Source organism: Bacillus sp. 16GRE42, assembly GCF_019837435.1.
Lineage (GTDB): Bacteria > Bacillota > Bacilli > Bacillales > Bacillaceae_G > Bacillus_A > Bacillus_A wiedmannii.
In genome coordinates, this window is sequence record NZ_JADAXF010000001.1 from 684,551 (window position 1) to 708,209 (window position 23,659).

The 23,659-nt window shown below is 36.1% G+C and carries 19 protein-coding genes and 1 pseudogene; 4 read left to right on the plus strand and 16 right to left on the minus strand.

Annotated features, from left to right (window positions below):
• Window positions 1–173: 173 nt before the first annotated feature.
• The 7 genes from ILS93_RS03590 to ILS93_RS03620 form a co-directional block, all read right to left on the minus strand.
• The gene (locus ILS93_RS03590) at window positions 174–2,003 is read right to left on the minus strand and encodes an FtsX-like permease family protein (protein ID WP_000897827.1); all 1,830 of its coding nucleotides are present in this window, start codon (window positions 2,001–2,003) and stop codon (window positions 174–176) included.
• A 16-nt stretch (window positions 2,004–2,019) separates the two neighbouring features.
• Entirely contained in the window at window positions 2,020–2,781 is a 762-nt protein-coding gene (locus ILS93_RS03595) for an ABC transporter ATP-binding protein (protein ID WP_222659985.1), read from the minus strand.
• Window positions 2,782–3,035: 254 nt separating this feature from the next.
• Window positions 3,036–4,112, minus strand: coding sequence for a HAMP domain-containing sensor histidine kinase (locus ILS93_RS03600; RefSeq protein WP_222659986.1), 1,077 nt, complete (start codon window positions 4,110–4,112; stop codon window positions 3,036–3,038).
• Entirely contained in the window at window positions 4,109–4,795 is a 687-nt protein-coding gene (locus ILS93_RS03605; RefSeq protein WP_222659988.1) for a response regulator transcription factor, read from the minus strand. The genes ILS93_RS03600 and ILS93_RS03605 overlap by 4 nt, the downstream gene beginning before the upstream one ends.
• Before the next feature lie 191 nt (window positions 4,796–4,986).
• A complete protein-coding gene (gene bla / locus ILS93_RS03610; protein WP_064475781.1) occupies window positions 4,987–5,937 on the minus strand; it encodes a class A beta-lactamase in 951 nt (316 codons plus the stop codon).
• Between the two features lie 706 nt (window positions 5,938–6,643).
• Window positions 6,644–9,841: a bifunctional P-450/NADPH--P450 reductase gene (cypD, locus tag ILS93_RS03615; protein WP_222659989.1), complete on the minus strand. Its 3,198-nt coding sequence runs from the start codon at window positions 9,839–9,841 to the stop codon at window positions 6,644–6,646.
• A gap of 506 nt (window positions 9,842–10,347) precedes the next feature.
• Window positions 10,348–11,826, minus strand: a complete 1,479-nt coding sequence (locus ILS93_RS03620; protein ID WP_222659991.1) for a DHA2 family efflux MFS transporter permease subunit — start codon at window positions 11,824–11,826, stop codon at window positions 10,348–10,350.
• Between the two features lie 467 nt (window positions 11,827–12,293).
• Here ILS93_RS03620 and ILS93_RS03625 point away from each other — a divergent pair, with 467 nt between their 5' ends.
• Window positions 12,294–12,899 (plus strand): hypothetical protein, encoded by a 606-nt coding sequence (locus tag ILS93_RS03625; protein WP_064475784.1) that lies wholly within the window; start codon window positions 12,294–12,296, stop codon window positions 12,897–12,899.
• A 277-nt stretch (window positions 12,900–13,176) separates the two neighbouring features.
• Here the strand turns inward: ILS93_RS03625 and ILS93_RS03630 are convergent, their stop codons facing one another.
• From ILS93_RS03630 to ILS93_RS03640, 3 genes are all read right to left on the minus strand, one after another.
• Entirely contained in the window at window positions 13,177–13,827 is a 651-nt protein-coding gene (locus ILS93_RS03630; protein WP_064475785.1) for a YwbE family protein, read from the minus strand.
• Between the two features lie 287 nt (window positions 13,828–14,114).
• Complete coding sequence (locus ILS93_RS03635; RefSeq protein ID WP_222660547.1) at window positions 14,115–14,501, minus strand: DUF1259 domain-containing protein; 387 nt, start codon at window positions 14,499–14,501, stop codon at window positions 14,115–14,117.
• A 300-nt stretch (window positions 14,502–14,801) separates the two neighbouring features.
• Window positions 14,802–14,963: a hypothetical protein gene (locus ILS93_RS03640; protein WP_000441003.1), complete on the minus strand. Its 162-nt coding sequence runs from the start codon at window positions 14,961–14,963 to the stop codon at window positions 14,802–14,804.
• A gap of 356 nt (window positions 14,964–15,319) precedes the next feature.
• Here ILS93_RS03640 and ILS93_RS03645 point away from each other — a divergent pair, with 356 nt between their 5' ends.
• The 3 genes from ILS93_RS03645 to ILS93_RS03655 all read left to right on the plus strand — a co-directional run bounded on the left by ILS93_RS03645 (window position 15,320) and on the right by ILS93_RS03655 (window position 16,401).
• Window positions 15,320–15,688 (plus strand): hypothetical protein, encoded by a 369-nt coding sequence (locus tag ILS93_RS03645; protein WP_098103030.1) that lies wholly within the window; start codon window positions 15,320–15,322, stop codon window positions 15,686–15,688.
• Window positions 15,689–15,804: 116 nt separating this feature from the next.
• On the plus strand, window positions 15,805–16,170 hold the full coding sequence (locus ILS93_RS03650) for a hypothetical protein (protein WP_064475787.1): 366 nt from the start codon (window positions 15,805–15,807) through the stop codon (window positions 16,168–16,170).
• 33 nt (window positions 16,171–16,203) lie between these two features.
• On the plus strand, window positions 16,204–16,401 hold the full coding sequence (locus ILS93_RS03655; protein ID WP_241753413.1) for a hypothetical protein: 198 nt from the start codon (window positions 16,204–16,206) through the stop codon (window positions 16,399–16,401).
• Window positions 16,402–16,548: 147 nt separating this feature from the next.
• Here the strand turns inward: ILS93_RS03655 and ILS93_RS03660 are convergent, their stop codons facing one another.
• The 6 genes and pseudogenes from ILS93_RS03660 to ILS93_RS03685 form a co-directional block, all read right to left on the minus strand.
• The gene (locus tag ILS93_RS03660) at window positions 16,549–17,208 is read right to left on the minus strand and encodes a protein kinase family protein (protein ID WP_088047438.1); all 660 of its coding nucleotides are present in this window, start codon (window positions 17,206–17,208) and stop codon (window positions 16,549–16,551) included.
• 547 nt (window positions 17,209–17,755) lie between these two features.
• Window positions 17,756–17,947: pseudogene (locus ILS93_RS29060) on the minus strand (S-layer homology domain-containing protein); the annotation flags it as partial.
• 222 nt (window positions 17,948–18,169) lie between these two features.
• Window positions 18,170–20,254: a serine hydrolase domain-containing protein gene (locus ILS93_RS03670; protein WP_098103029.1), complete on the minus strand. Its 2,085-nt coding sequence runs from the start codon at window positions 20,252–20,254 to the stop codon at window positions 18,170–18,172.
• Window positions 20,255–20,347: 93 nt separating this feature from the next.
• Window positions 20,348–21,514, minus strand: coding sequence for a serine hydrolase domain-containing protein (locus ILS93_RS03675; RefSeq protein WP_222659993.1), 1,167 nt, complete (start codon window positions 21,512–21,514; stop codon window positions 20,348–20,350).
• A 69-nt stretch (window positions 21,515–21,583) separates the two neighbouring features.
• Complete coding sequence (locus ILS93_RS03680) at window positions 21,584–21,835, minus strand: hypothetical protein (RefSeq protein WP_098103652.1); 252 nt, start codon at window positions 21,833–21,835, stop codon at window positions 21,584–21,586.
• A gap of 566 nt (window positions 21,836–22,401) precedes the next feature.
• Window positions 22,402–23,571 carry a serine hydrolase domain-containing protein gene (locus ILS93_RS03685; RefSeq protein ID WP_222659995.1) on the minus strand — a complete coding sequence of 390 codons (1,170 nt, stop codon included), beginning with the start codon at window positions 23,569–23,571 and terminating at the stop codon, window positions 22,402–22,404.
• Between the last annotated feature and the right edge of the window lie 88 nt (window positions 23,572–23,659).

Consider the following 23,659-nt stretch of genomic DNA (forward strand, 5'->3'; position numbering starts at 1 on the left):
TGAAACTCCAAACTATTTAGACTAGAAATTCTAAAATAAAATCAGCGTTTTTAAATATAAAAGACCCAAAACAATAACAATTAGTTTTAGGTCTTTTTAAGTATTTCTGATCCAATTCTTAAATTATTAAGTCGAAAATATTGAACGATCTATAGTTAAAAATTATATACTTATTACTTCTCTTTCGGAAGTACAATTCTTTTATATAATTGAACTGTAATCAAGTAGTAAATCGAGTAAATCACTACAAAAATAACAAGTGGTAACCAAATGCGAGAGTACGGATCGATTAAAAGAGGGCTAAACATGTTCATACCAACTAATATATGAGTAATCCCCACAATTGCTGGGAATAAGAATATGAAGAATAACTCTTTATAAATTGATTTTGTTAATAATTCTCGGCGGACACCAATTTTATGAAGCATTTGATAACGTGTTACATCTTTTGATGCTCCCGACAGAACTTTAAACATTAAACAACTTGCCATCATTGCTAAGAATGCAATTCCAACGAAGAAACCCATAAACATTATTCCGCTGGCAAAACCATGACTCATATTATATGTTTGATACTTACTATGCAATTCTTCTGCGTTCACATTTTTATATTTCGCTATCTGTAATTCATCAAGTTTTTTCCATTCTTTTATGTATGCTCCAAAATCATCTGTTTTCCCAATGAACACAGTACTTTCTTTACCCTTCATACCATCGTATATTTTTTGGTCTACAATTTTTATTTCATAATCAGGATTCACATATTCTGGCTGAATCGTTCTGAAAGCCTGGATCCATTGTTTTGTGTCCGTCTCTCCTTTAACCCATTTTATTGAAAAGGCACCAATTGGTAATCCCTCTGAAACTTTCTCTTTTTTCAAACCTTGTATAAAAGGGCGGTTTTTCTCTAAATCTTCTTTTAGATAATAAACATACTTATCATCCACTTTGTAATGATATTCAAGTTTTTCTTGAAATAAGATACCACCCAAAATTGTCTTTTCTTCCGCTGTTGGATTATGAATGACTGAATCGTAAATTCTTATTTGATCTGTCATTTTTAGGATGTTGTTTTTAAATGCCATACCACAAGCAATTCCACCAGCACCAAGAGCCACTAAGATTGCTACTGTTGCAAGCACATTTGTTAGACCATTAATGCGGAAATTTAATTGTGCAAAAGTAAAAGCATTGAGGCCTTTTTCACTACGTTTTTTATTACTCTTTAGCTTGTTAATCATAACTGGGAGAAGTGATCCAAATATTAGGTAAGTACCAACGGTTGCTGAGATTAATCCAACGGCCATTAATCCCAAAACAATTAGCGAATTTGCATATGACATATAAATCAGTGATGCATAACCAATACCTAATAAAAGAATACCAAGGAATGCAATTACAACGGTCATTTTTCCTTTTATGGCAACACGTTCTGTTTGTTCATCTGCATGTACAAGTTGCAGTACAGAAATACGAGATAATTTAATACTATTCATAATTGCCGATAATACAAATAGTGCAAAGAAGAAGACGCAAGTAATAGCTATAGATGGCAGATAAAGTGCTTTATAACCTTCGCCAGCAAACTCGAGTTGTTTCATTAATAGCTGACCGATACCTTCTGCAAGTCCAACACCAATTGTAATTCCAATCAAAAGAGATGTGGCACCTAATATAATTGTTTCGATAAACATAAGTAAGGTAACTTTATGCTTTTTTGCTCCTAACATCATATACATACCAAATTCTTTTTGACGAAGAGCTGATAAGAAAGAGTTTGCATATAAAATATAGAAAAATGTGATAACCGCTAACAAAAAGGAACCAATTTTAAATACAGACACAATATCCCTAATAGAAGAGTTAGATTCAAGGAACGTTTTATTGGATGCTAGCGTTTGAAACATATAAAAAGTTGAAATAGAGACAATAAGACCAACAAGTAAAACAATGTAATCTTGCAACTTACTTTTTAGGCCTGACATAGAAAGCTTAAATAACATGATTGAACTTCCTTCCTTACGCTTTTTGTGTGCCCAAGTTTGCAAGCACGTCTAAAATTTCTTTATAGAATTCTTCACGGGTACCACCGCGATGAAGTTCTTTATATAACTCACCATCTTGAATGAATAAAATACGCTGGCAGTAACTTGCGCTGTAAGGATCATGCGTAACCATCATTATGGATACACCTTGCTCTTTATTTAGGCTTGTCATGGCATCAAGTAAACTCGTTGCATTTTTGGAATCTAGAGCTCCAGTTGGCTCGTCCCCTAAAATAATAGCAGGTTCATGCACTAATGCACGTGCTGCTGCAGAACGCTGCTTTTGTCCACCAGATACTTCAGAAGGATACTTTTGAAGTATTGCTGTAATGCCTAACATATCAGCTACTTTTTCTACTTTCTTTCCAATTTTACGAGAAGAAACACCTTGAAGGGAAAGTGGTAGTGCGATATTTTCATATATAGATAAATTCTCTAATAAGTTAAAGTCCTGGAAAATGAATCCTAATTTTTGCGAACGGAAATCAGAAAGCTCACCTTGCTTCATTTTCGTAATATCCGTACCTGCAATTTCAACAATACCGCCCGTTGCTGTATCTAACGTTGAAATTACATTTAATAATGTTGTTTTACCAGAACCAGAAGGCCCCATAATACCAACAAACTCTCCCTCTTGAATCGAGAATGATACACCTTTTAACGCGTGTGATTGATTCTCACCTTTTTTACCGTACAATTTTTGAATGTTTTTTACATCTACAACTGGTTTTATCATATATATCCTCCTACGTTTGTTTTTTCTATTTCATTACAATAAGCTACTATTTTTATTTGCTACTAACAAAATAGTCATGTTGTATCCACCCTTATGCTACTATGAAAACTTTCATCTTATCTTCTTCACTCACCCCATCACTTTGAATACACCCATGATAAACTATGAAAATTAGGAAACACCCCATAAAATCCTTAAGATTTCTTAAGTTTTTATAAAAAAAGCTTATGGAATCTATAATTCCATAAGCCATTCTATTTTATTGGATGTTCAACAATAAAGGACATCCAGCCGTCTTTAAATTCTGCATGTATATTACCATGATGAAGTTCAACAATTCTTTTTGAGATAGCAAGCCCCAGACCATTTCCCTGGTCATCTTTTCTTGCCTTGTCCCCCCTGAAAAACCTTTCAAACAATTTATTTGGATCACTAACTGGCGGTTTCTCGACTTTATTTGACACTTTCAAAATTGCTTTGTTATCCATTAATTCAAGACATACGGATAATTCGGATGGTTTCATGCTGTACTTTATCGCATTCATAAACAGATTTTCATATACACGTACCATTTTTTCTACATCTATGAAGATAGGTATTGTTTCTTGTGTAATTGATTTTTGAACGATTAAGCTTTCCTTTTCAAATATAGGAATGTATTCTCCAACTATTTGCTCCAACAAACCTGATAAATCAACTTCATTAAGATTTAACTTAGCATCTCCGCCTGATAAACGAGTATATTCAAACAGCTCATCAATTAAATATTTCAGTCTCTGTGACTTTGAATAAGTGGTTTCAAGGTATTCCTGTAATTGTGTTTTACTGTTGTATTGCCCTCTTTTTAATAAATCTATATAGCCAATAATAGATGTTAACGGTGTGCGTAAGTCATGAGATACATTGGTGATAAGTTCATTTTTTGTACGTTCCAATCGTCTTTCTTGTTCAAATGTATTTTCCAATTCCTTGGACATATAGTTGATATTTTGAGCAAGTTGGGTCAATTCGTCCTTCCCCTTAATCCCAATTGTCAAACCCAGTTTTCCATTTGCAATATCATTTACATTATCCGAAATGAGCTTCAAATATGCTATTTTCTTTCGAACCAATATCAAAAAAATTATTATAAAGTTAAAGATTGCGAACGCGAATAAGAACAACAATACCAAATTGAATTCAAACATACCAAATTCTTCGTGTTTTATAAATAATGGATCTATAACGTATGCCAAAATGAGGATTGTTAAACCAAATGAAATAAAAAAACTAACTGCAACAGCACCAAGAAGTTTTATAATGATCTTATTTCTAAAACTAACATTCTTCATATTTTATATCCAACTCCCCAAACAGTTTTAATATAAATAGGATGTTTAGAGTCCTCTTCAATTTTGTCTCTTATTTTTGTAATATGCACCATGACGGTATTATCTGATTTATAAAAAACCTCTTTCCAAACTGCTTCATATATTTTTGCAACACTCAGGACAATCCCTTTGTTGCGGGCAAGTAATTCGAGAATAGCAAACTCTTTTGGAGTTAACCTTGTTTCTTTTCCTCTTACCCATACTTGACATGTATCTGTATTTACGGTTAAGTCACCAATTTCTAGAATGCTTTTATTATGCTCTATTGGCGTATTGTATTTTTTAAATCTTCTTAATTGGGATTTCACTCTAGCGATTAATTCTAATGGGTTAAACGGCTTTGATAAATAATCGTCTGCGCCAGAGGCTAGACCTTGAATTTTGTCTATATCCTCAGATTTTGCAGATAGCATAATGATAGGCATATTACGATCTTCCCTAATTTTCATACATGCTTCAATGCCATCCATATTCGGCATCATAATATCTAAAATAATCAAATCAAATTCCTTTTCTTCTAACAGTTGTAAAGCTTGTATAGCATCTTCTGCCTTTTGAGTTTTTAGGCCTTCATTTTCCAGGTATACAGAGATAAGATTTCTAATTTCTTTATCATCATCAACAATAAGAATTTTTGACTCCATTTTATTCCTCCACATTAAATGCAATAAGTATCCAATAAAGCATATATTTGTTGTTAATTAATTAATAAACTTAATAGAGATTGTTTCTATCTTTTTTCTTTACTTAAGACGATTCTTTGTAAAATACACAAAAAGACCGTCACAGTATTGTGACGGAAAAACAGGAAAATTTCAATAACTAATTACTATTATTATTTATTTTTAGCTTTTAAGGCATCTAACGCTATTTTGGTTGCTTCTGCAATAAGCTTATCATCGTATTTAGCATCCTCTTTATCATGATTAGAAAGTATCGCAAGAACAATTGGCTTTTTATTTGGTGGCCAAATAATTGCGATATCATTTCTGGTTCCATAAGATCCCGAGCCAGTCTTATCAGCTACTTCCCATCCTCCTGGAACTCCAGCACGAATTAAGTTGTCTCCCGTAGTATTCCTTTTCATCCAATCTATTAATAAATCCCGTTTCTCAGTTGAAAGTACATCTCCTAGCGTAAAAGCCTGAAGACTAGTAGCTAATGCCTTTGGGGTACTAGTATCATGGGCGTCTCCTGGATACACTTCGTTTAACTCTGGTTCAAAACGTTCAGGATTTGTAACGGTATCCCCTATTTCTCTCAGTGATTTTTTGAATTCACTAGGTCCACCTAATTGTTTAAGAATAAGATTTTGTGCAGTATTATCACTATATCGAAGGGAAGCATCTGCAAGCTCTTTCAGAGTCATACCTGTATCAACATACTTTTCTGTAATTGGATTGTAATTAACAAGATCTTCACGAGTATACAAAACTCTTTGATTTAGATCTTCTATTGATTTCTTTTGTAAAAGTACTCCCACAGCTAAAGCTTTGTGGGTAGATGCGTATGCAAACCGTTCATCTGATTGATAAGTAACGGTTTGATTCGTATCAGTGTCCAATGCATAAATACCGAGTTTAGCATCAAATTCTTTTTCAAGTTTAGCAAAAGAATCATTACCAGTAGTTTCTTGTTTGATTTGATTTGTTTGTTTCGTTTGTTTAGGTGATTCAGATGGAGTATTACTATCAGAACAGCCTATAAGCGTTGCACATGAAAGAAATACTACAGGTACTATCTTTTTGTAATGTAACATGTTAAAAAACTTGTTTAAGACTATCATACATTTTCAACCTCTTTCAAGAATATATGGTTTTTCTAGGTGTTTACATACCGATACAATTAAAGCGTGTATCGGATATCACTCTTCTTGCGTCTCACTTTTCATAAAATGAGCGAACTATCATGAACACCTGTTTTATACGTATACTTAATAGACAACCTAAGTAACAATTTTGTTCCATAAATAAGAATCTTGAAAAAGAACTGATAGAATCCTCTATTACGATTCCCTTATACTATGATACACGTCAAATTCCTTTTTCATCAGATTTAACGAATATTAAGATGAAATATTTTGGGTATGTGGATTTTTCTCAACTTTGGATAAGACCTTTAATTTAAAATTCACAAGAAACCTAATCCACTTGTAATAATTATCACCCTATTTAATTTCATAGAAGGTATACCTAATTTGATACATTCCTCCAGCGATTTGACACTATGCTAAAAACTGTTCAGCCAGTGTGCAAAAGTTTATTTTAAATTTCAAATTTCGTCAAGAAATTGGTTAACACCTTGCCCATCAAGCTAAGATTATATAGCTTTGATTTCATATGAGATTTTTTCTTTTTCTACGGTAGCAGTCCCGCTTATTAAAAATAAGAAAATCCCGTATTCAATAAAAATACGGGATTTTTTTATTTTTAATTAACACTTATTCGAAAGAAGTTCATTCGTTACATATTACTTATCTAATTAAGAAAAATTCATATACCAGCCCAAACATCTTTTCCATATCGCCCTTCTTCTTGCACACGATCCAACCAATTCCTTGCTTCTTGTTCACTGACTTCATGAATTTCTTGATATGCTTGACAAAGGGTGTCTTCTACGTCAGGAGCCATTTTACTTCCATCACCACATATATAAAGATGAGCCCCATTATCTAATAACGAAATTAAATTGATTCTATCTTGTTTTATTAAATGCTGTACATATGTTTTAGGATATCCTTCTAAGCGAGAAAAAGCTGTGTGTAAAGAGATTAATCCATCTCTTTCATCATTTTCTAGTTCTGTACGATAGAGATAATCCTTTTCAGGATGACGACAACCAAAATATAGATGTGCTTGTCCTAAGTTAATACCTTTTTGCTTTTGAACACGACGCGCTTGCAAGAATCCACGGAATGGTGCAATTCCAGTACCTGGTCCAACCATGATAATTGGTGTTTCTGGATTTTCAGGTAATTGAAAGTTTGATTGTGGCGTTCGAATGAAACAGATAATCTCGTCTTTATTATGACGCTGAGCTAAATAATTAGAAGCGACTCCTTCATATGTCCCTACCCCACTCCATGCAGGTGCATTAACAACACCAACCGTAATGCTCAGACGATCCTGTGCAACGAGTGGAGAGCTTGAAATAGAATAGTAACGCGGTTTGAGCGCAGGAAGAAGTTCTAAAAAGCGTTCAAATCGGATTTCACAAGCCTCATACTTTTCAAGAAGATCCAACATTGACATACGTTTCTTTAATATTTGTTCATGATAAACTCCCTCTTCCAATAATGATTCCAATTCCTTTTTATGAGGAGGGCATGCTGTAAATGTCACCATTTCTCGTATTTGTGCTCGAGTAGCTGCTTCTTGAATTTCTACACTATAACTAAGAAGGTCAAATAAACTAACAGGACTGTCTAAAGGTATGTGATTTACACTTCGTCCACTTGCACTCAATATGACTTGATCCTTCCCATTTAATCCAAAGCGTTTTAAAATTCGGTTGACATTTTTCTCACTATTAATTGGCAGCACCCCAAGGTGGTCACCTTCTTGATACGTAGCACCTACTGGCAAGGATATCTCAATATGTCGCGTGCTTCTTTCACTGCTAGATGATTGAAGTTCACGATTTTCTAGTATAGATGCATAAACTGCTTCATATGTTCGTGCAAGAGGAGATCCTCCAAGACGACTAACAAATTGTAAACTTAATGTACTACGTTCTTTCTCAATGTTTTTGTTAAGTTCCAATCCAAATGCCTTCATCGCATCAGACCATATACTTTGTTTCCATTGCTCAAGTTGTTCCTCGAAATCACCACTTGCATCCGCTTCTCCACGTGTAGAAAATCTTGTTGCTCCTTTTTGAGCCATTTGCTCATCAATGTATCTTGGAATCCGCTGATAAGTACTAGCCCAATTATGATCTCCACAACCAAAAACTGCGTATTGAACACCTTTTAGCTCATCCGGTTTTAATTCCTCCAACCATTGCACAAACTGCCCTGCATTACTTGGTGGTTTTCCATTATAAGAAGAAGTTACAATAAGAACCGCCCCTTCTTTTGGCAGACTTCCAATTCGATCGTTAAGAGCTACCACTTCCGTTTGAACACCTTCTAAACTAGCTGTATCTGCTAGTTCTCTTGCAATACCTTCCGCTACCCCTGTATCCGATCCATACAGAACAAGAAGCGAAAGATTATCGGCTCCAATAATAGAAGGAGTTTTCTGAACTTGCTGTTCGATTTCATGGTTTTTCAGTTTCTCCTCGATAGGCGCAAGAACAGTAGTATGGCTAATAGTTTGTTTTCGTGGTAGAATCCTAATTTTAAAATCACCAGGCTTTAGCGTTAATGTTTGTTTTACGTCCAGCTGATAGTCTTGATAATCGATGAATTCAAAATGTTGAAGAAGCATTCCCATTACGAGTGTGGCTTCATGAAGTGCAAACTGCATACCGATACATGCTCGTTGACCATTTCCAAATGGCTTATAAGCATGATGGGGAATCTTATCCAGCTCTTCAAATCGTTCAGGTTGGAATTCTTCCACATTGTCTCCCCACGCGTCTTTATCCCTATGTAGCTGTGGAATAAGAACAGAAATACGATCTTCTCCTTTCTTAATAGGATATTTCCCACCAATCACTGTATCCTCTTTTGCATAGAGACTGAATGCTGGAGCAGTAGGCCATAGACGTAGCGATTCATTTAAAATCATCCGGATATACTTTAATTTCATAACTTGTTGGTATGTTGGAGTGGGATCTGTTAAAACCCGATCTACTTCTTCATAAGCTTTTTTCAATTTATCTGGATTCTTTAATAAAAAATAGATTGCAAAAGATAATAATCCACTTGTTGTTTCATGCCCAGCTATTAAAAAAGTGATAATTTGGAAACGAATATTTTCATCATCTAATTTTTCACCAGTTTCCGGATCCTGCACATTTAACATACGGGAAAGTAAATCATTTTCTTCCTGATTTCCATTACTTTTACGTTCAGCAATAATATTATCTACTAAAGAAAACATAGATTGAATATCATGCTGAAATTGACGTTTCGTTCTCCACATGAGTTTATCTTCTATATCCAGCCGCTGTAATTGGTGCATTGCCTCATCTAGAGCACGGCTCATGCTAGTAATAAAAGGATGAGGGGTCTCACGATAATAGCTATTAAATCGATAATTAAAACCACATAGACCAATTGTATCCAATGTAAGGCGAGTCATATCCTCCGGAACATCTACGTTTTCATTCGGATTAAGCCGTGCCCATTTTTGAACGAGTTGTACGGCAATATCGACCATCATAGCATGATAATCTTTCATTGCTCGTTGGCTGAATGTAGGCATCAAAATATTATGAGCTTTTTTCCAGTTAGGCTCTTGAGTCTCGCTTGTAAATAATCCATCTCCAGCAAAGGCACGAACTTTTGCTAAAGCACCCTCTATACTTTTATCGAACCGTGTTTCGTCACAGACTTCTGCTACCAGTTCATGTCCAGAAACGACAATGATGGTATCACTTAAAGTTTGAATTTGAAAAATGGGACCATACTCTTCCGCTATCTTGATAAAGGATAGGGTCGGTTTATCTTTATCGATTAGTGGGAGATTCCCCAGCAATCCATATGTTTTCGGTTGAGGAATGGCAGATACTTTTTTTTCCATTAAAAACACCCTTTCAAAAAAAACATGAAATAAAATATCCCATTCAATAAAAAGAAGATAGCAATGAATCGCCTGGGATAAAGATATGTAATTGATTACCTTATTTTATCTTTTCCCTAACTATTCACGATTATGATATTGCTTATAAAGTTGGTAATCTAAATTGTTTGTTGCTATTACATTTATAACTTGCAGAGAAAATACTAAATTAAAATGAAGCGTATTATTATAATGTTTATCAGAAATTGAGAGCTAAAGATTGTAGTATTGGGAAAACCAGTAGTTTCTAATGTCAATTCAAACAAATACGATAAGTAAGTATACTGTGTTGCTAATGAAAAAGGATCTGATATGAATATCAGATCCCTTTTACTATATATAATTATTTCACTGATTCTTTTCCAGATTTAAATACCAGCGCCTTAGCGGCAGAAATTTGCATTTCTTCATAGTCTAACTAAACAGTAAAAACTTAGAGGAATCATGATCTAAAGTTTTATTTTACTCTACCGATTTAACCTCTCGACAGCTTCCGCGCTTGTATCTACACGTTTAACGAAAAAAACTAATAGTAGTGCAACAATATTCATGCCAAGCGCTACATAAAATGAATATTGAATTCCAGATAATAAAGCCTTCTGAGTTAACATTGCCTTCGTAGCTTCTGTGAAGGTTGTTGGATCTACATCAGCCATTAGACTTTCAGCTTTTGTTTTTGTTACCGAATTCATAATCGTAACAAGGATAGCAGTACCAATCGAACCGGACACTTGTTGAGCTGTATTATTAACAGCTGTACCGTGCGGATTTAAGCGAGTTGGCAATTGATTAAGGCCATTTGTCATAAGTGGCATCATCACCATCGCCATCCCAAACATCCGCAGTGTGTAAATCAGAATAATATGTGTGTGACTAGAGTCGAGTTGCAGGTTTGCTAGCATATAAGTTGAAACAGCTGTAATGGAAAGTCCTACTATACCAAGAATCCGAGGGCCGTATTTATCAAATAGTTTACCTGTAATTGGTGACATAACCCCCATTATTACCGCACCTGGAAGCATCATCAGCCCAGAGCTCAGCGGCGAAATACCGCGGACGTTTTGTACATAAGCTGGTGTTAAAATCATACCCGAAAACATGGCCACTGCGTTAACAATCGCAATTACAGACGCAAGTGCAAACATTGGGTACTTGTAAACACGTAAATCCAATAACGGTTCATTCATTTTTAATTGACGGATAATGAAAGCGATTAGGGAAATAGCGCCTATGATTAAGGTTGTTAAAACAACTTTATTCGTCCAACCATCGGAACTTGCAGAACTGAATCCATATAACAAACCGCCAAAACCGATAGAAGATAATAGTAATGAGAGATAATCAAGTTTTGCATTTTTGTTTTGTCTCATGACATTCTCTGATTTCCAAATCCCTAACAGTAAGCTAATGATTGCTAACGGTAAAATCATTTCAAAAAGCAAACGCCAGTCATAATACTCTACAATATAACCCGATAGTGTCGGTCCAATTGCTGGTGCCGTAATCATAACTAATCCAAAAATCCCCATCGCTGTTCCCCTTTTTTCTCTTGGAAAGCTTACTAGCATAATATTCATTAACAAAGGCCCCATGACTGAAGAACCTGCTGCTTGAACCATCCGACCAGTAAGTAATAAACTAAAGTTCGGTGCTAAAGCCGCTAAGGCCGTACCAAGAATAAAAATTAACATAGATGTAATAAATAAGCTCCTATTGGAGAAGCGGGTTATTAAAAATGCTGAGGCCGGAATTAATACACCACTTACAAGCATATACCCTGTAGAAAGCCACTGAATCGTTGAATAATCTTTAATATCTAAATCCTTCATTATTGATGGCAAAGCAACATTTAAAAGCGAGTTATTTAGAAATGAAACAAATGCTCCAATAAAAAGGATTACAAGCATTAAATATGGTGGCTTTCTTTTATGTAATGTCTCACTCATATATTCATTTGCCCCTTCATTATAAATTCCATCGATTCGTTTAAATCGTTTGTATATCTACACAAGAATACATTATCCTTTCAGTATTTTGCCAAACTCTTCGAATGGATATTCTCTTTTTAGTAATTCTACTTGCTCGACATAACATGTTAAAATTTTTTTGTTGATTAAACCTTTATAAACGCGTTTGTTAACCAAAATTAAATTAGGCTAAATTAAACAAAAGGAGCGACTGAAAATACCCTTCTAAAATAAAGTGACACTTGAATCAGTGGTTCTTTTACAGGCAGCCGCTTTCACTTAATTTTGAGGTGGTGTCTTATGCCCACAAATAGCGGGATAAATATGACCACACACCCATTCCTTTCAATACAGGCTTGTAAATCTAGATATGTAACCATCCATAAAAAGGAATATTACATAGGCTAAGTCTAACATTACATTTTTAAAGTGAGGGGAATAAGCTTATGCACCAATATTGGTATTTGAATTCAAATGGAAACGGGGAGCAATATAATAACCAAATTTCAATGTCATCATTATATTCACAACCTCAAATAATTAAAGCTCAGGGAATGGATGGTCTGAAGGTTCCTGAGAATTGGAGTTGTCGAGTCTATCCATTTGGTTGGGATTCACCAGCCAATTATACGGGTTTCAATCCCGAGCCCCCTCCCTTCTCTTTAGGTCAGCCAATCCATTATGCAGGGATGATGCCCCATGGATATCCTGCTAATTGGGCTCCATTACAAGGTCATGCAGGTTTTAATTTTCAAAAACCTCCCCTCCCCTGGGCTCAACCATTCAATCATACAGGGATGTTCGCACAAGGTCATCTTGCCGCTTTACTATCGCCGCCAGCCAAGCCTTTTCATTTTAATACCAATAATAACTGGGGTATTTTGGGGAATTCTCCAGGATGGGGAGGACAGATAAGTCCCATGGGATGGGGGAATAACGGAGGTAACGGTCAGCCAGGAATGCTTGGAAACTTATTGACAGTAGGAAAAGGCACCATGAATGGAATCGGGATGCTTAGTAGTCTAATCGGTATGGGAAAGTTCTTCTTTTAGTTAATTAGAACGGGAGGATAGGTCCATAGCTCAAACATGCCCCCTCAATGTATTTATTGTACGCTTCCCATACTCCCTCCAAGTTCGTTCCCTCTCCTTTCAAATTATAAAAACATCTATTACCTTGTATGTGATAACTTGATAGAGGTGTGGTGACATCAACAAAACGCAAATTTCATCCGATAAGCAAAACGCTACAAAAAAAACCGGTTCCTTTACGAAAGAACCGGTTTTTTGTAGCGTTTATTTATTTGAAAAGTATTCAAATCTTTTTTCACTAGTTAACACTTTGAACACGGCCAATTTGTCCATCTTGTAATCGAACTTTAATTCCGTACGGATGTGTTTCACTATGCGTCAAAATGTCTTTCACAACACCACTTACAGTTTTACTATAGTCATTATCCAATTGAATAACTACATGTGAACCAACTGAAATTTGTGATCTTGTTGGTTTCCCACCTGTTGCTTGTGTTGTTTTTTCTTGTTTTTGTGTTCTCTCTTGTTGTATAGACTGTTGTTGCTGAGTCTTCTGCTTTTCTTGTTTACGTTTTTCTTCTTCTACTCTTTGTTGCTCTTCTTGCTTACGTTTTTCTTCTTCTACTCTTTGCTGCTCTTCTTGTTTACGTTTTTCTTCCTCTGCTCTTTGTTGCTCTTCTTGCTTACGTTTTTCTTCCTCTGCTCTTTGTTGCTCTTCTTGCTTACGCTTCTCTTCTTCTACTCTTTGTTGTTCTTCTTGTTTACGCTTTTCTTCCTCTGCTCTTTGTTGCTCTTCTTGCTTACGTTTTTCTTCCTCCGCTACTTTTTTATCTTCATCTATTTTTTGCTCATCCTCTGCTACTTTTAATTTTTCTTCATCACCTTTACAAGCACTTAAAGCCATTACACACAAGCTCATAAGTACACATAATAACAATTTCTTTAACATTAAAAAAATCCTCCTATATATACATTACAAATTAATAACTTTCATAGCATAACAAAAATATATGTATTTATTTGTCAAAATTTGTCGTAAATATTTAATTTCTACTAAAAGACTGACACTACAATAAAAGCGGAAATTATTATATCGATTCGTGCACAGGAATTACGTTCGTTTGCTAGTCAATTAAACTTAATTAATGAAATACAAAGAAAAACCTTCATCTTATGTATAAAAGGATCTTTCAATTAAAGATCCTTTTATATCGCTCATTCAACTAAATAAATTGGTTAATTGCATAACGCTTTTCTAACTTTCCTTGCGAAGCTTAGCGGATCATCAACGTCTTCGATATTAACGTAAATTAAATTCGGCTCATCACATAACCACTCATTGTGTATAGACGAAACGATTATTCCTTGTTTAATAATTGTAGCAACAAACCCATTGACTTCTCTTTGCAAGAGCGCTATCCTGCCTAAACATAATGCTCGTCCAGTTTTATTATCTCGTGATTCGAATGAGAAGGAAGTTGTTACTCTAAAACGTTTTCCTAAGATAGTTGCTTGTATTTCATCCCGATTTATTGTAGCCACGCATTTTCCACCGGCGAACCCTTCTTGGCCACCTATAATTCTCGCAAACTGTTGACAGATTAATTCATCATAAAACGCCATACCTTGAATCATCCCCCCTTTTACTGTTAGGTTATGAATGAATACTTAGGTCTGAAACGGTAATGAATCTATTCTATTACAAAAAATATTATCGAAATCTAACGAAGTCTATTATATGGTAAGGCATTTTTAGAGAGCACAAAAAAACACCCTAAGGTGCCATCCTCCGACTTGAGAATCATATCTATGTATGGAGAAATTTAGAAAAGAGAAGGTTCTAACTATAATTTATAGAGCTCTTATACCATGAATTACTTACATACATATTTCCTTATTTACTCGAAGAAGAATCCCGTTATATTACTTTCTGATCAGTCTCGTTAAAGCCATCCCAATAAATCCAGCACCCATCCCTATTAGCCATCCAGCATGAGTATCACCTAATATAGATCCCACTCCTCCGCCAAGAAACATGCAGCCAACAAATACTAATCCTCCAATTCCCCAATTCGGCCTTTCCATAATTCAATCACATCCTTTCAATAAAACATATGCTTTTAGCTATCTAAACTTTCTTGCATAGGATGGTTAATTTTTTGCTTAAGTTTAGTACTTTCAGGGAATTCATAAGATGCGAAGATTGAACCCTTTGAATGAATTACAGAAGGAGAATTTCATTTTTTCATATTAAATAACTTAAGAATGTGTTCCACAATTTATGACTCACCCCACCGCTATCCAGCTCAGAAAAGAAAGCAAAAACGAAAATTATATGCATCATTGACTACTGTTAATGAGACGTTATGTTAACCTCACATGAAGATCCTATTCATCCAAATTTACACAAAGTTGTCCTTGCTGATGGTACAATTAAAATTATGGAGGGATATTATGGGAATTTTTTTGTAATAACACTACTTCTTATAAACGGCACTGCAATATTCTTATTTTTCTTGTCTGTTTCACCAAAAATTAAGGCTAAAAACCTATCTTCAATAATGATCTGTTTAGGGATAAATCTAATCATAAGTCCAGCGGCTTTTCTTATAGGTGGGATAGCTGATTATGCAGGTGTAGCGGCTAATTATGGGGCTTATTTTGCGGGTGAGTCGGCAACAGCCCCTCCTCTAGTTAGTCGTGCACTTTATTTTTTGGGAGGATTTCTCTTTATTCAGGGAATTCCACTGCTCATACTACTTGCAGCTTTTTGGAAGTTTGCTAGAGCAAAGAAAATAAAACAAGTATAGAAGGATGAGTGGATGCTTTTTAGAGTAGGGATCCGCTTTTTTCTCGCTACCAATAATAGGATTTCATGTCATACAATGGAGTTAATATTAGAAAACTGTGAGGATGATTAACGTTGATGAAATTTGTAATTAGTTATGCTGCAAGTCTGTTTGCTTTTATTTTTGGATGGTTCTTGATTTCATATATTTCTCATCCTAGCTTTATTCACCCGAACGTTGTATTAGGATTCATTAAAACGATCGTCACTTATGGTAGTATACCGGCTCTTGTAGCCTGTCTAATTGGGGAAGTGTTATACAGGAAAATCAAACGATGTAGAGAATTTCAATTTGGAATTCCTGTATTTATAGGACAAGCAGTTATCTATACACTTATACCATTTCTTTTTCTTTTTCCTTTTAATTTTTCCCATTTCTTTGATTTCGTTGCACCTGTTATTATGGGGGCCTTATCTTTTTATTTAGTACGTAGAAAAATATAATTAACTTCAAGAGTGTGACAGAAAGAAGCCGGAGTGAGTAAAACCACACTGTATAACCATACAGAACTCAAAGAACGCATCAATTCTTGCGAAATCAACAAGAAAAATTATTTGTGGACTCTAGGTTTAAATAAAACGAGAACAATCAAAATGCCTTCATTGCTTCTCTTAAAAGAAGAATTGAAAAGAGAGAGAAAAAAGAATAAAGGGCTTGAAGAAAAAAATAAGTAATTGCGTGAAAAAGAAAATGTAAAACTTACTGATTACTTCATGAAGTTATAAAATTAGGACCGTACATATTAGACATATCTAAAATGTACGGTCCTTTTGTTTACTAGTCGTTCACTTATCTAACCTAAAGATAAGTATGTGGTCCTTTTACAAATTGAATTTCTTTTTAAGCTTCTTATATTTTCTATACGAACGTCTAACAATGTTTAACATAAAATACGGTATTTTAATAGGGAAAGGAAAATTATAAATGAAAGGCAAATAAAATATAAAATATGCCTTTTCTAGGTCTCTCCACTTACTATCTTCTTTTGTTTTTAAGAAATCAGATACATCGACTACATATCCCCTTCCGTTTTCCATCATCACATTTTTCCCGTGAACGTCACAAGGAGTTAATCCTTGTTCCCTTGCATACTCTAAAGCTTCATTGATATCAAAGATCACCTGCTTAGGAATTTTAATCCCCTTATGAAGGGCATCGTATAAAGTAATTTCTTTTAAACGTTTCAATACTATGAAATTTTCTCCTTTATATATAAGCTTCGAATAAGAAGGATGGTTTCCAATTCTTCGGTATACTTCTGATTCTTTTTCAATTCCTTCTCCTTCTCGTGCGTAAACTTTCACTACCCAATCTTTGTATTCTTTGTGCATAAATACTGCGGCATAATTACCTATCCCTAAACACTTCCAAAGTCTAGGAATATCTTTAACTACTACAGGCTCAAATTCATCCTCACTTCTTATCCTTACCTCTTTTAATAATTCATCCTTTATCAATCTCACAAAACTGTTTATACTCATCATTTCCACTCCGGTTTTGCTAAAAGGGGGCCCACCCACATTTTAACGAAAATATACACTAAGTGAATTTTAGCATAAAATGAGTCATCTTTTTTCTTAAAATAAAAAGATGACTCGTTTTATTTGAACTGTTGAATACTTAATATTTATTCCACTATTCATAGCCAAAAACCGTACAACATAAAAATATCCCCAACTATTTTTACGTATTTTCATTTTTTCAGAGGCAGCCGTATAAGAGCTTTTCTTAGTGCAAGTTCTCTTCGTTCATTGGTCATGCAAATCCATGTTTCCCCATAAGCATAACCTAACTTTTCATCTGGATCGGCAAAACAAAATGATCCTCCTGCGCCTGGGTGACAAAAAGAATTTTCACTTCCATAAAAATTATGATTCAGGGATGTCTGCTTTCAAATCGGATGCTTAGTACTCTATTTTATAATCTAAAACATTGTTTATGTTGTTAACACCACATGTCTATAAACCTAACAAAAAAGGTTTCCTCAAAACGTTAAAAATGAACCTCGGTGCTGTACAAAACACAAAATTATCGTTCTGGGGTATTTACTTTTCTTAGCTTGATAGCGATATGGTAGGGCCCTATATTTGACTCTTTTTCTACACCTAGATATTCTAGAGTTCGTTCTAACATAAGTGCAGCCTGTTGACGTGTGAGTGTGCCATATGGCGTAAACTTAGTAGCTGAAACACCTCCGATAATTCCTGTATCGTATAGGGCTTGTACATCATAATACCGGCTGCGAACGTATTTACATCAAGAAGATTAATGGAGCAAATGATGATTGCCCTGAATTAGTATGATAGCTGTTTTTGCAGAGTTTGAGCGTGATATTATTCGTTGAAATTCTCTTCTTAAAGATAATACGTAAATACAAACAAAACCAGCAAAACACCGTTCCTATGTCGTACTGGTTTTGTTGAAGTCCATCTTGAATTGTAGCTAGTTCAACGTAATTGCAAATTCTGAGTTCGGTGCCCCAGCAATTACAACCGTTCCATTCTTCGGCAGTTTTACTTTGTTATTGCCGCTCACGATGGTAAAGTTGACGCATACTCCATTCTCATCATACACCGCGAACGCACCCTTCGATGGCAATGTCACGGTCATCATTTTTCCTACTGCCGCTTGCGGGATCGTAAACCATTTAGCATGCCCATTTGCTTGCAGCGTAACTTTGGATGATTGGCCAGCATCGAGTGGTTTTACGTTGGCTCCACTTACGTATAACAACCCGGCCATTTCCATATATTCATTACCGCCTTCTGTATAGAAATGCGTTTCCATCGTATCACGGCCATTCATCACGGGGATCTGGAGCTGATGCGTCGCGGTGTTCGGACCTGTAATTTTTCTGCCCTCCCAATAGCCCGCCAGGCCTTCCTTACGAGTAATTTGTGTGGTAATAAGTTTCGGTTGTACGAGATATTCAATAGAACTAAATTTCTCATTCACCAGATAGAACTTGACACCTTCCCGCTTCGCCCATGCGGCAGCGGTTTTCTTCGATAGCACATTGTCTTCTAGTTTCTCGGCTAAATAGTGAGTCATCGCACCTTGCCCTAAGTCTGGTGTCGATTTATATGTGCTCTCCCTCAAATAAGTTCTTCCATTCTTCTCGGTGACAAAGTTGAGCTTAGAAGTACCCTTCTCATTAATAAAGCTTCCATCCGCAGTATATACATATTTTTCTTCTCGATTAGATGGTAAGAACAGTTCTCCATTCTTCGTAATTTCAATTTTGAAATGAGTTTCGCTATTGCCATAAAAGCCCGCTTTCTTTGCCACGTCTTGAGGCATCTTGACCTTGACCGGCTTGCCAAAAGATTTGTTCGGCTTGATGTTCTTAATTGTACCCTTCTCTTTAAGCACGGCGAGCAGCAATTCTGTTGCCAGCAGTTGATTTGTAGAGCTTCGTCCACCGGATGACAACACAGCCGCTGCCATTTTCTGTTCTGGAAGCACAACCAGTATAGCATGTTGCAGTGCCGTGTCGCCGCCTTTAGCCAAGCCTCTTATCCCATATTCACTGAATGGGTATAGTTTCACACTATCCCAGCCAAGACCATAGTTAAAAATATTATCTCCATCCCCCGGCCACATTCCTTTTTTATATTCCTCTTGCTCCATCGCCTTGACTACCTTATCAGAGAGGATCCCTTTTCCCTGTCCCATAAATAATTGTGAGAATCGTACCATATCTTCTGCTGTGGAAGAGACCCCTCCCGTACCAATCACATTCACCGATTCAATTGGAAGCTGCCCTTGGTACGCCGGAAAATAAAGTCCAGCCCGCTTTTCGTCTCTCCATTTGTCCTGTGGCGTTTTTGTATGATTCATCTTTAAGGGCTCTGTAAACCGTTGATGTAGAAATTCGGTAAAGCTCATACCGCTGACTCTTTCCACCAAAATTTCGGCCAGCGTAAAGCCATCGTTGCAGTATACCGAGAACGCACCAGGGTCTGCTTTCAGGCTCTGGTTGGACAATTGCTGCAACAAGAAATCATGGGAATAGGTATCATTATCGTTAAATAAAAATGCATTACTTAACGTGGAACCTTGCAAGCCGGAGGAGTGATTCAACAACATACGCGGAGTAATGCGTTTGTACCGCCCATCTTTCATCTTAAAATCAGGAACATAGTTGACCACAGGAGCATCCAAATCGACTTTTCCTTCGTCGACCAATTTCATTACAGCCGCTGTTGCATACATTTTACTGACTGAACCAATCCCGTATAGAGTATCTTTGGTTAGTGGCTGTTCCCCTTCCATATCGTTCTTTCCAGCCTGCCCCGACAAAGTAAGCTTGCCATTATCAATTAGCGCATACTGCACGCTAGTCGTCCCATGGGACTTCGTGAGTAGCGCAGCCTTCTCTGCTGCAAATTTCTTCAGCTCTTGGCTAGCTACTTCTGCGTTAGATACAACTGTAGTCTTACTGTCAGAAAATGCTTTCGCCCCTGTTGGTAGAATCATAGTTAGCGCTAATGTAGCGGCTAATACACCAGTTAGTTTATTTTTCATGAGGGAATTGCCTCCTTAGATAAGTAATCAATTTCATCATTTATTTGTTTAACTATGAAAATATGATAAAAATTATCCGTTCTTTCTTTTGGCCTACTTGCTAAATTCAGCAAGTAAAATATTTTTAAAAGGATCAGGACTATCAGCTTTAAGGCTGTTCAAATTCACGGCCAATGTATGCTTGCCTCCAAGTGTGCCCCCAGCAAAAGTTAAAAATCCAGGAATGGTTCCTCCATGCCCCCATATCGATACACCATTTGAAAGCTTCATTTTGAAAATTCCAAGCCCGGAATCGCCAAGTTCATCTATTCCTGTAGGGACTGTTGTAAGCATTTGCTTTAGTTCCTGTTCTTTCAGTAATTTACCCCCAAGTAAATAAGAGAAGAATTTGTTTAAATCATCAGCTGTAGAAATCATATCTCCGGCCGAGCTCCCCATACTTGGGTTATAATCAGTAACATCTTTTGGCTCACTTGCTCTGTCTAATTGGATATATCCACGGGCATGTTTGGTTCCTGGAATAACGCTTGAATTTCCGGGTAAGAATGTATTCGATAATTCAAGTGGTTCAATAATTCGATTTTCAATTTCTTCCGCATAGCTGTTACCAGTTACTTTTTCAATAAGAATCCCTAGTAATACGTATCCTGTATTTGAATACGACCAGCTCTTTCCTGGAGCAAAATCTAGAGGCATGGATATTCCCATCTTTACTAATTCTTCAGCAGTATAAGATTTTTTTGTATCCATGATATTAAAATCCTTTGACCCTGTGTAATTAGCGATACCACTTGTGTGGTTCAATAATTGCCGGATAGTAATCTGTTTATCATCATATCCATTTCCTTGAATGACACTAGGCAACCATTTTTCAATAGAATCGTCTAGATTCAAGCGGTTTTCTCCTGCTAATTGAAGTATAACTGTTGCAGTGAACGTCTTTGTCAAGCTGCCAATTCGGAATCGAAAATCTGTTTTCATTGGTTTCTTGGTACTTAAATCCGCTACCCCAGCTGCATAATTCCATGTTTTTCCACCCTTAGAAACTTTAGCAAGTATCCCTGGATATCCAAGTTTCAATGTATCCCACATTGCCTCTTTGACGGAATTTTGATCTCTTTGGTTGCTTGTTTGTAACGAACTAGATACATTTTGAATGGACTCTGCTTTTACACTTGAGGTTGGAGTTGTATAAAACAGGGAACCTCCAGCTACTAAAAGGGCAAGACTTGCAAATGTAATTTGACTACGTGTTTTCATTGGGCATTCCTCTCCTCTATTCATATTGTATAGGTGGTTTCTTGCTATTTCGTATTAACCACACAGCTATCATCTCCACCAAAGAAAAAAAGTCAACATTGAATTCGTAATCATCTTCATAATTATTATTTTTACAAACGCCATTCTGTCCTGGATAAATCCCTCTTTTTCTACATATATGTTAACCACATAAATTACTTCTTTTCCTTGAAACAGTCTTGTTACTGGTCTGTTTTTCATATATAAGTCATATCTGTTCCGCCTTTCACGCCTCTTTATATTTTTATCATACACAATGAAAATTTCTTTTTTCTTACCCATTTCTTACAAATTACTTACGTTCAAAATCGCTTTTATAATAGGATAGAAGGAGCATCTGTGCCGGAAAGTTCAGTAAATATATTAATCAAAAAGAAACACAGAAGTTTTTACTTCTGTGTTTCTTTTTTCCATCCTTTTAAATATTAAGATTCGATTTACCCTTAACAGGATGTATTCTGGCTCTTTTCTAATGTAATTTTTCTTCTTGCAATACAAAACAAATGACATTGTGCTGCATGAAACACTCCTAACGTTGTTAAAATCACTTGTTTTTAAGTCAAAATTTATTTAACTTAGGGGCGGATACTCCATATCCATCAGCTTAAGAAAAATAAACTACCTTCTCAAAGTAACTACCTGTAGAAAAAGAAAATGTTCATTTAGGAGATATATTAATACCTTAGCTTGATAGTAATGTGGTGCTACCCCACATCCATCAACTTAAGGAGAATAAACGCCACGAAAACAAAAAAGCCCCAAATTTGTCTTGAAAATAAGTTGGGGCTTTTGAACCAGAAAAGTATATTTTTAACTATGAAAACTACGATAAATTTCTTCCTTTTTTCCTACTTGCTAAATTCAGCAAGTAAAATATTTTTAAAAGGATTAGGACTATCAGTTCTACCCAAACTATTCCAATTGACGACCAACGTATGCTTGCCTCCAAGTTTACCTCCAACAAGAGTAGTAAATCCTAGAATGCCACCTGTGTGTCCCCATATCGAGACACCGCTTGGAAGCTTAGTTTCATAGATTCCAAGACCATATCCATCGATTCCTTCTTTTCCTGTAGGAACTGTAGTAAGCATTTGTTTTAGTTGCTGTTCTTTCAGTAATTTGCCACCGAGCAAGTAAGAGAAGAATTTGTTTAAGTCGTCAGCAGTAGAAATCATATCTCCAGCAGAGCTACCTGCACTTGGGTTATAATAAGTAACGTCTTTTAGCTCACTTGCTCTGTCTGGTTGGTCATATCCACGGGCATGGTTGGTGCCTGGAATAACACTTGAATTCCCAGGTAGGAATGTATTCGACAATTCAAGTGGCTCAATAATCCGATTTTCAATCTCTTCCGCATAGCTGTTTTTGGTTACTTTTTCAATAAGCATACCCAGTAATACGTATCCTGTGTTTGAATAAGACCAGCCCTTTCCTGGTTCAAAGTCTGGGGGGAGAGAAATCCCCATCTTCACTAACTCTTCAGCCGTATACGATTTTTTTGTATCCGTAAAATCAGCGTCTTTTGACCTTGAGTATTCAGCGATACCACTTGTATGGTTCAATATATGCCGGATAGTAATCTTGTTACCATCATATCCATTTCCTTGAATGACACCAGGCAACCAGTCTTCGATGTAGTCGTTTAGATTCAGGCGATTCTCTCCAGCTAATTGAAGTACAACTGTTGCAGTGAACGTCTTCGTCACACTCCCAATGCGAAAGCGAAAATCTGTTTTCATCGGTTTCTTGGTTCTCAGATCCGCTATTCCAGCGGCATACCCCCACGTTTTTCCACCCTCAGAAGTTTTAGCAAGTATCCCCGGGTATCCAAGTTGCAATGTATCCCGCATTGCTTGCTTGACGGAAGTACGATCTCGTTGAGTATTTGTTTGTAACGAACTAGATACATTTTGCGTGGGCTCTGCTTTTACAATTGAGGTTGGTGTTGTATATAACAGGGAACTTCCAGCTATTAAAAGGGCCAGACTTGCACATGTAATTTGACTACGTATTTTCATAAGGCATTCCTCTCCTCTATTCATATTGTATAAGTGTTTGCCTACGGTTCCTTACTTCCTGACAAGACTTAGGGAAAGGCCCTCACGC

Coding starts and splice junctions, on each gene's coding strand:
- ILS93_RS03590 (WP_000897827.1), bottom strand. CDS start 2,003: ATGTTATTTAAGCTTTCTATGTCAGGCCTAAAAAGTAAGTTGCAAGAT.
- ILS93_RS03595 (WP_222659985.1), bottom strand. CDS start 2,781: ATGATAAAACCAGTTGTAGATGTAAAAAACATTCAAAAATTGTACGGT.
- ILS93_RS03600 (WP_222659986.1), bottom strand. CDS start 4,112: ATGAAGAATGTTAGTTTTAGAAATAAGATCATTATAAAACTTCTTGGT.
- ILS93_RS03605 (WP_222659988.1), bottom strand. CDS start 4,795: ATGGAGTCAAAAATTCTTATTGTTGATGATGATAAAGAAATTAGAAAT.
- bla (WP_064475781.1), bottom strand. CDS start 5,937: ATGATAGTCTTAAACAAGTTTTTTAACATGTTACATTACAAAAAGATA.
- cypD (WP_222659989.1), bottom strand. CDS start 9,841: ATGGAAAAAAAAGTATCTGCCATTCCTCAACCGAAAACATATGGATTG.
- ILS93_RS03620 (WP_222659991.1), bottom strand. CDS start 11,826: ATGAGTGAGACATTACATAAAAGAAAGCCACCATATTTAATGCTTGTA.
- ILS93_RS03625 (WP_064475784.1), top strand. CDS start 12,294: ATGCACCAATATTGGTATTTGAATTCAAATGGAAACGGGGAGCAATAT.
- ILS93_RS03630 (WP_064475785.1), bottom strand. CDS start 13,827: ATGTTAAAGAAATTGTTATTATGTGTACTTATGAGCTTGTGTGTAATG.
- ILS93_RS03635 (WP_222660547.1), bottom strand. CDS start 14,501: ATGGCGTTTTATGATGAATTAATCTGTCAACAGTTTGCGAGAATTATA.
- ILS93_RS03640 (WP_000441003.1), bottom strand. CDS start 14,963: ATGGAAAGGCCGAATTGGGGAATTGGAGGATTAGTATTTGTTGGCTGC.
- ILS93_RS03645 (WP_098103030.1), top strand. CDS start 15,320: ATGGAGGGATATTATGGGAATTTTTTTGTAATAACACTACTTCTTATA.
- ILS93_RS03650 (WP_064475787.1), top strand. CDS start 15,805: ATGAAATTTGTAATTAGTTATGCTGCAAGTCTGTTTGCTTTTATTTTT.
- ILS93_RS03660 (WP_088047438.1), bottom strand. CDS start 17,208: ATGAGTATAAACAGTTTTGTGAGATTGATAAAGGATGAATTATTAAAA.
- ILS93_RS03670 (WP_098103029.1), bottom strand. CDS start 20,254: ATGAAAAATAAACTAACTGGTGTATTAGCCGCTACATTAGCGCTAACT.
- ILS93_RS03675 (WP_222659993.1), bottom strand. CDS start 21,514: ATGAAAACACGTAGTCAAATTACATTTGCAAGTCTTGCCCTTTTAGTA.
- ILS93_RS03680 (WP_098103652.1), bottom strand. CDS start 21,835: ATGGGTAAGAAAAAAGAAATTTTCATTGTGTATGATAAAAATATAAAG.
- ILS93_RS03685 (WP_222659995.1), bottom strand. CDS start 23,571: ATGAAAATACGTAGTCAAATTACATGTGCAAGTCTGGCCCTTTTAATA.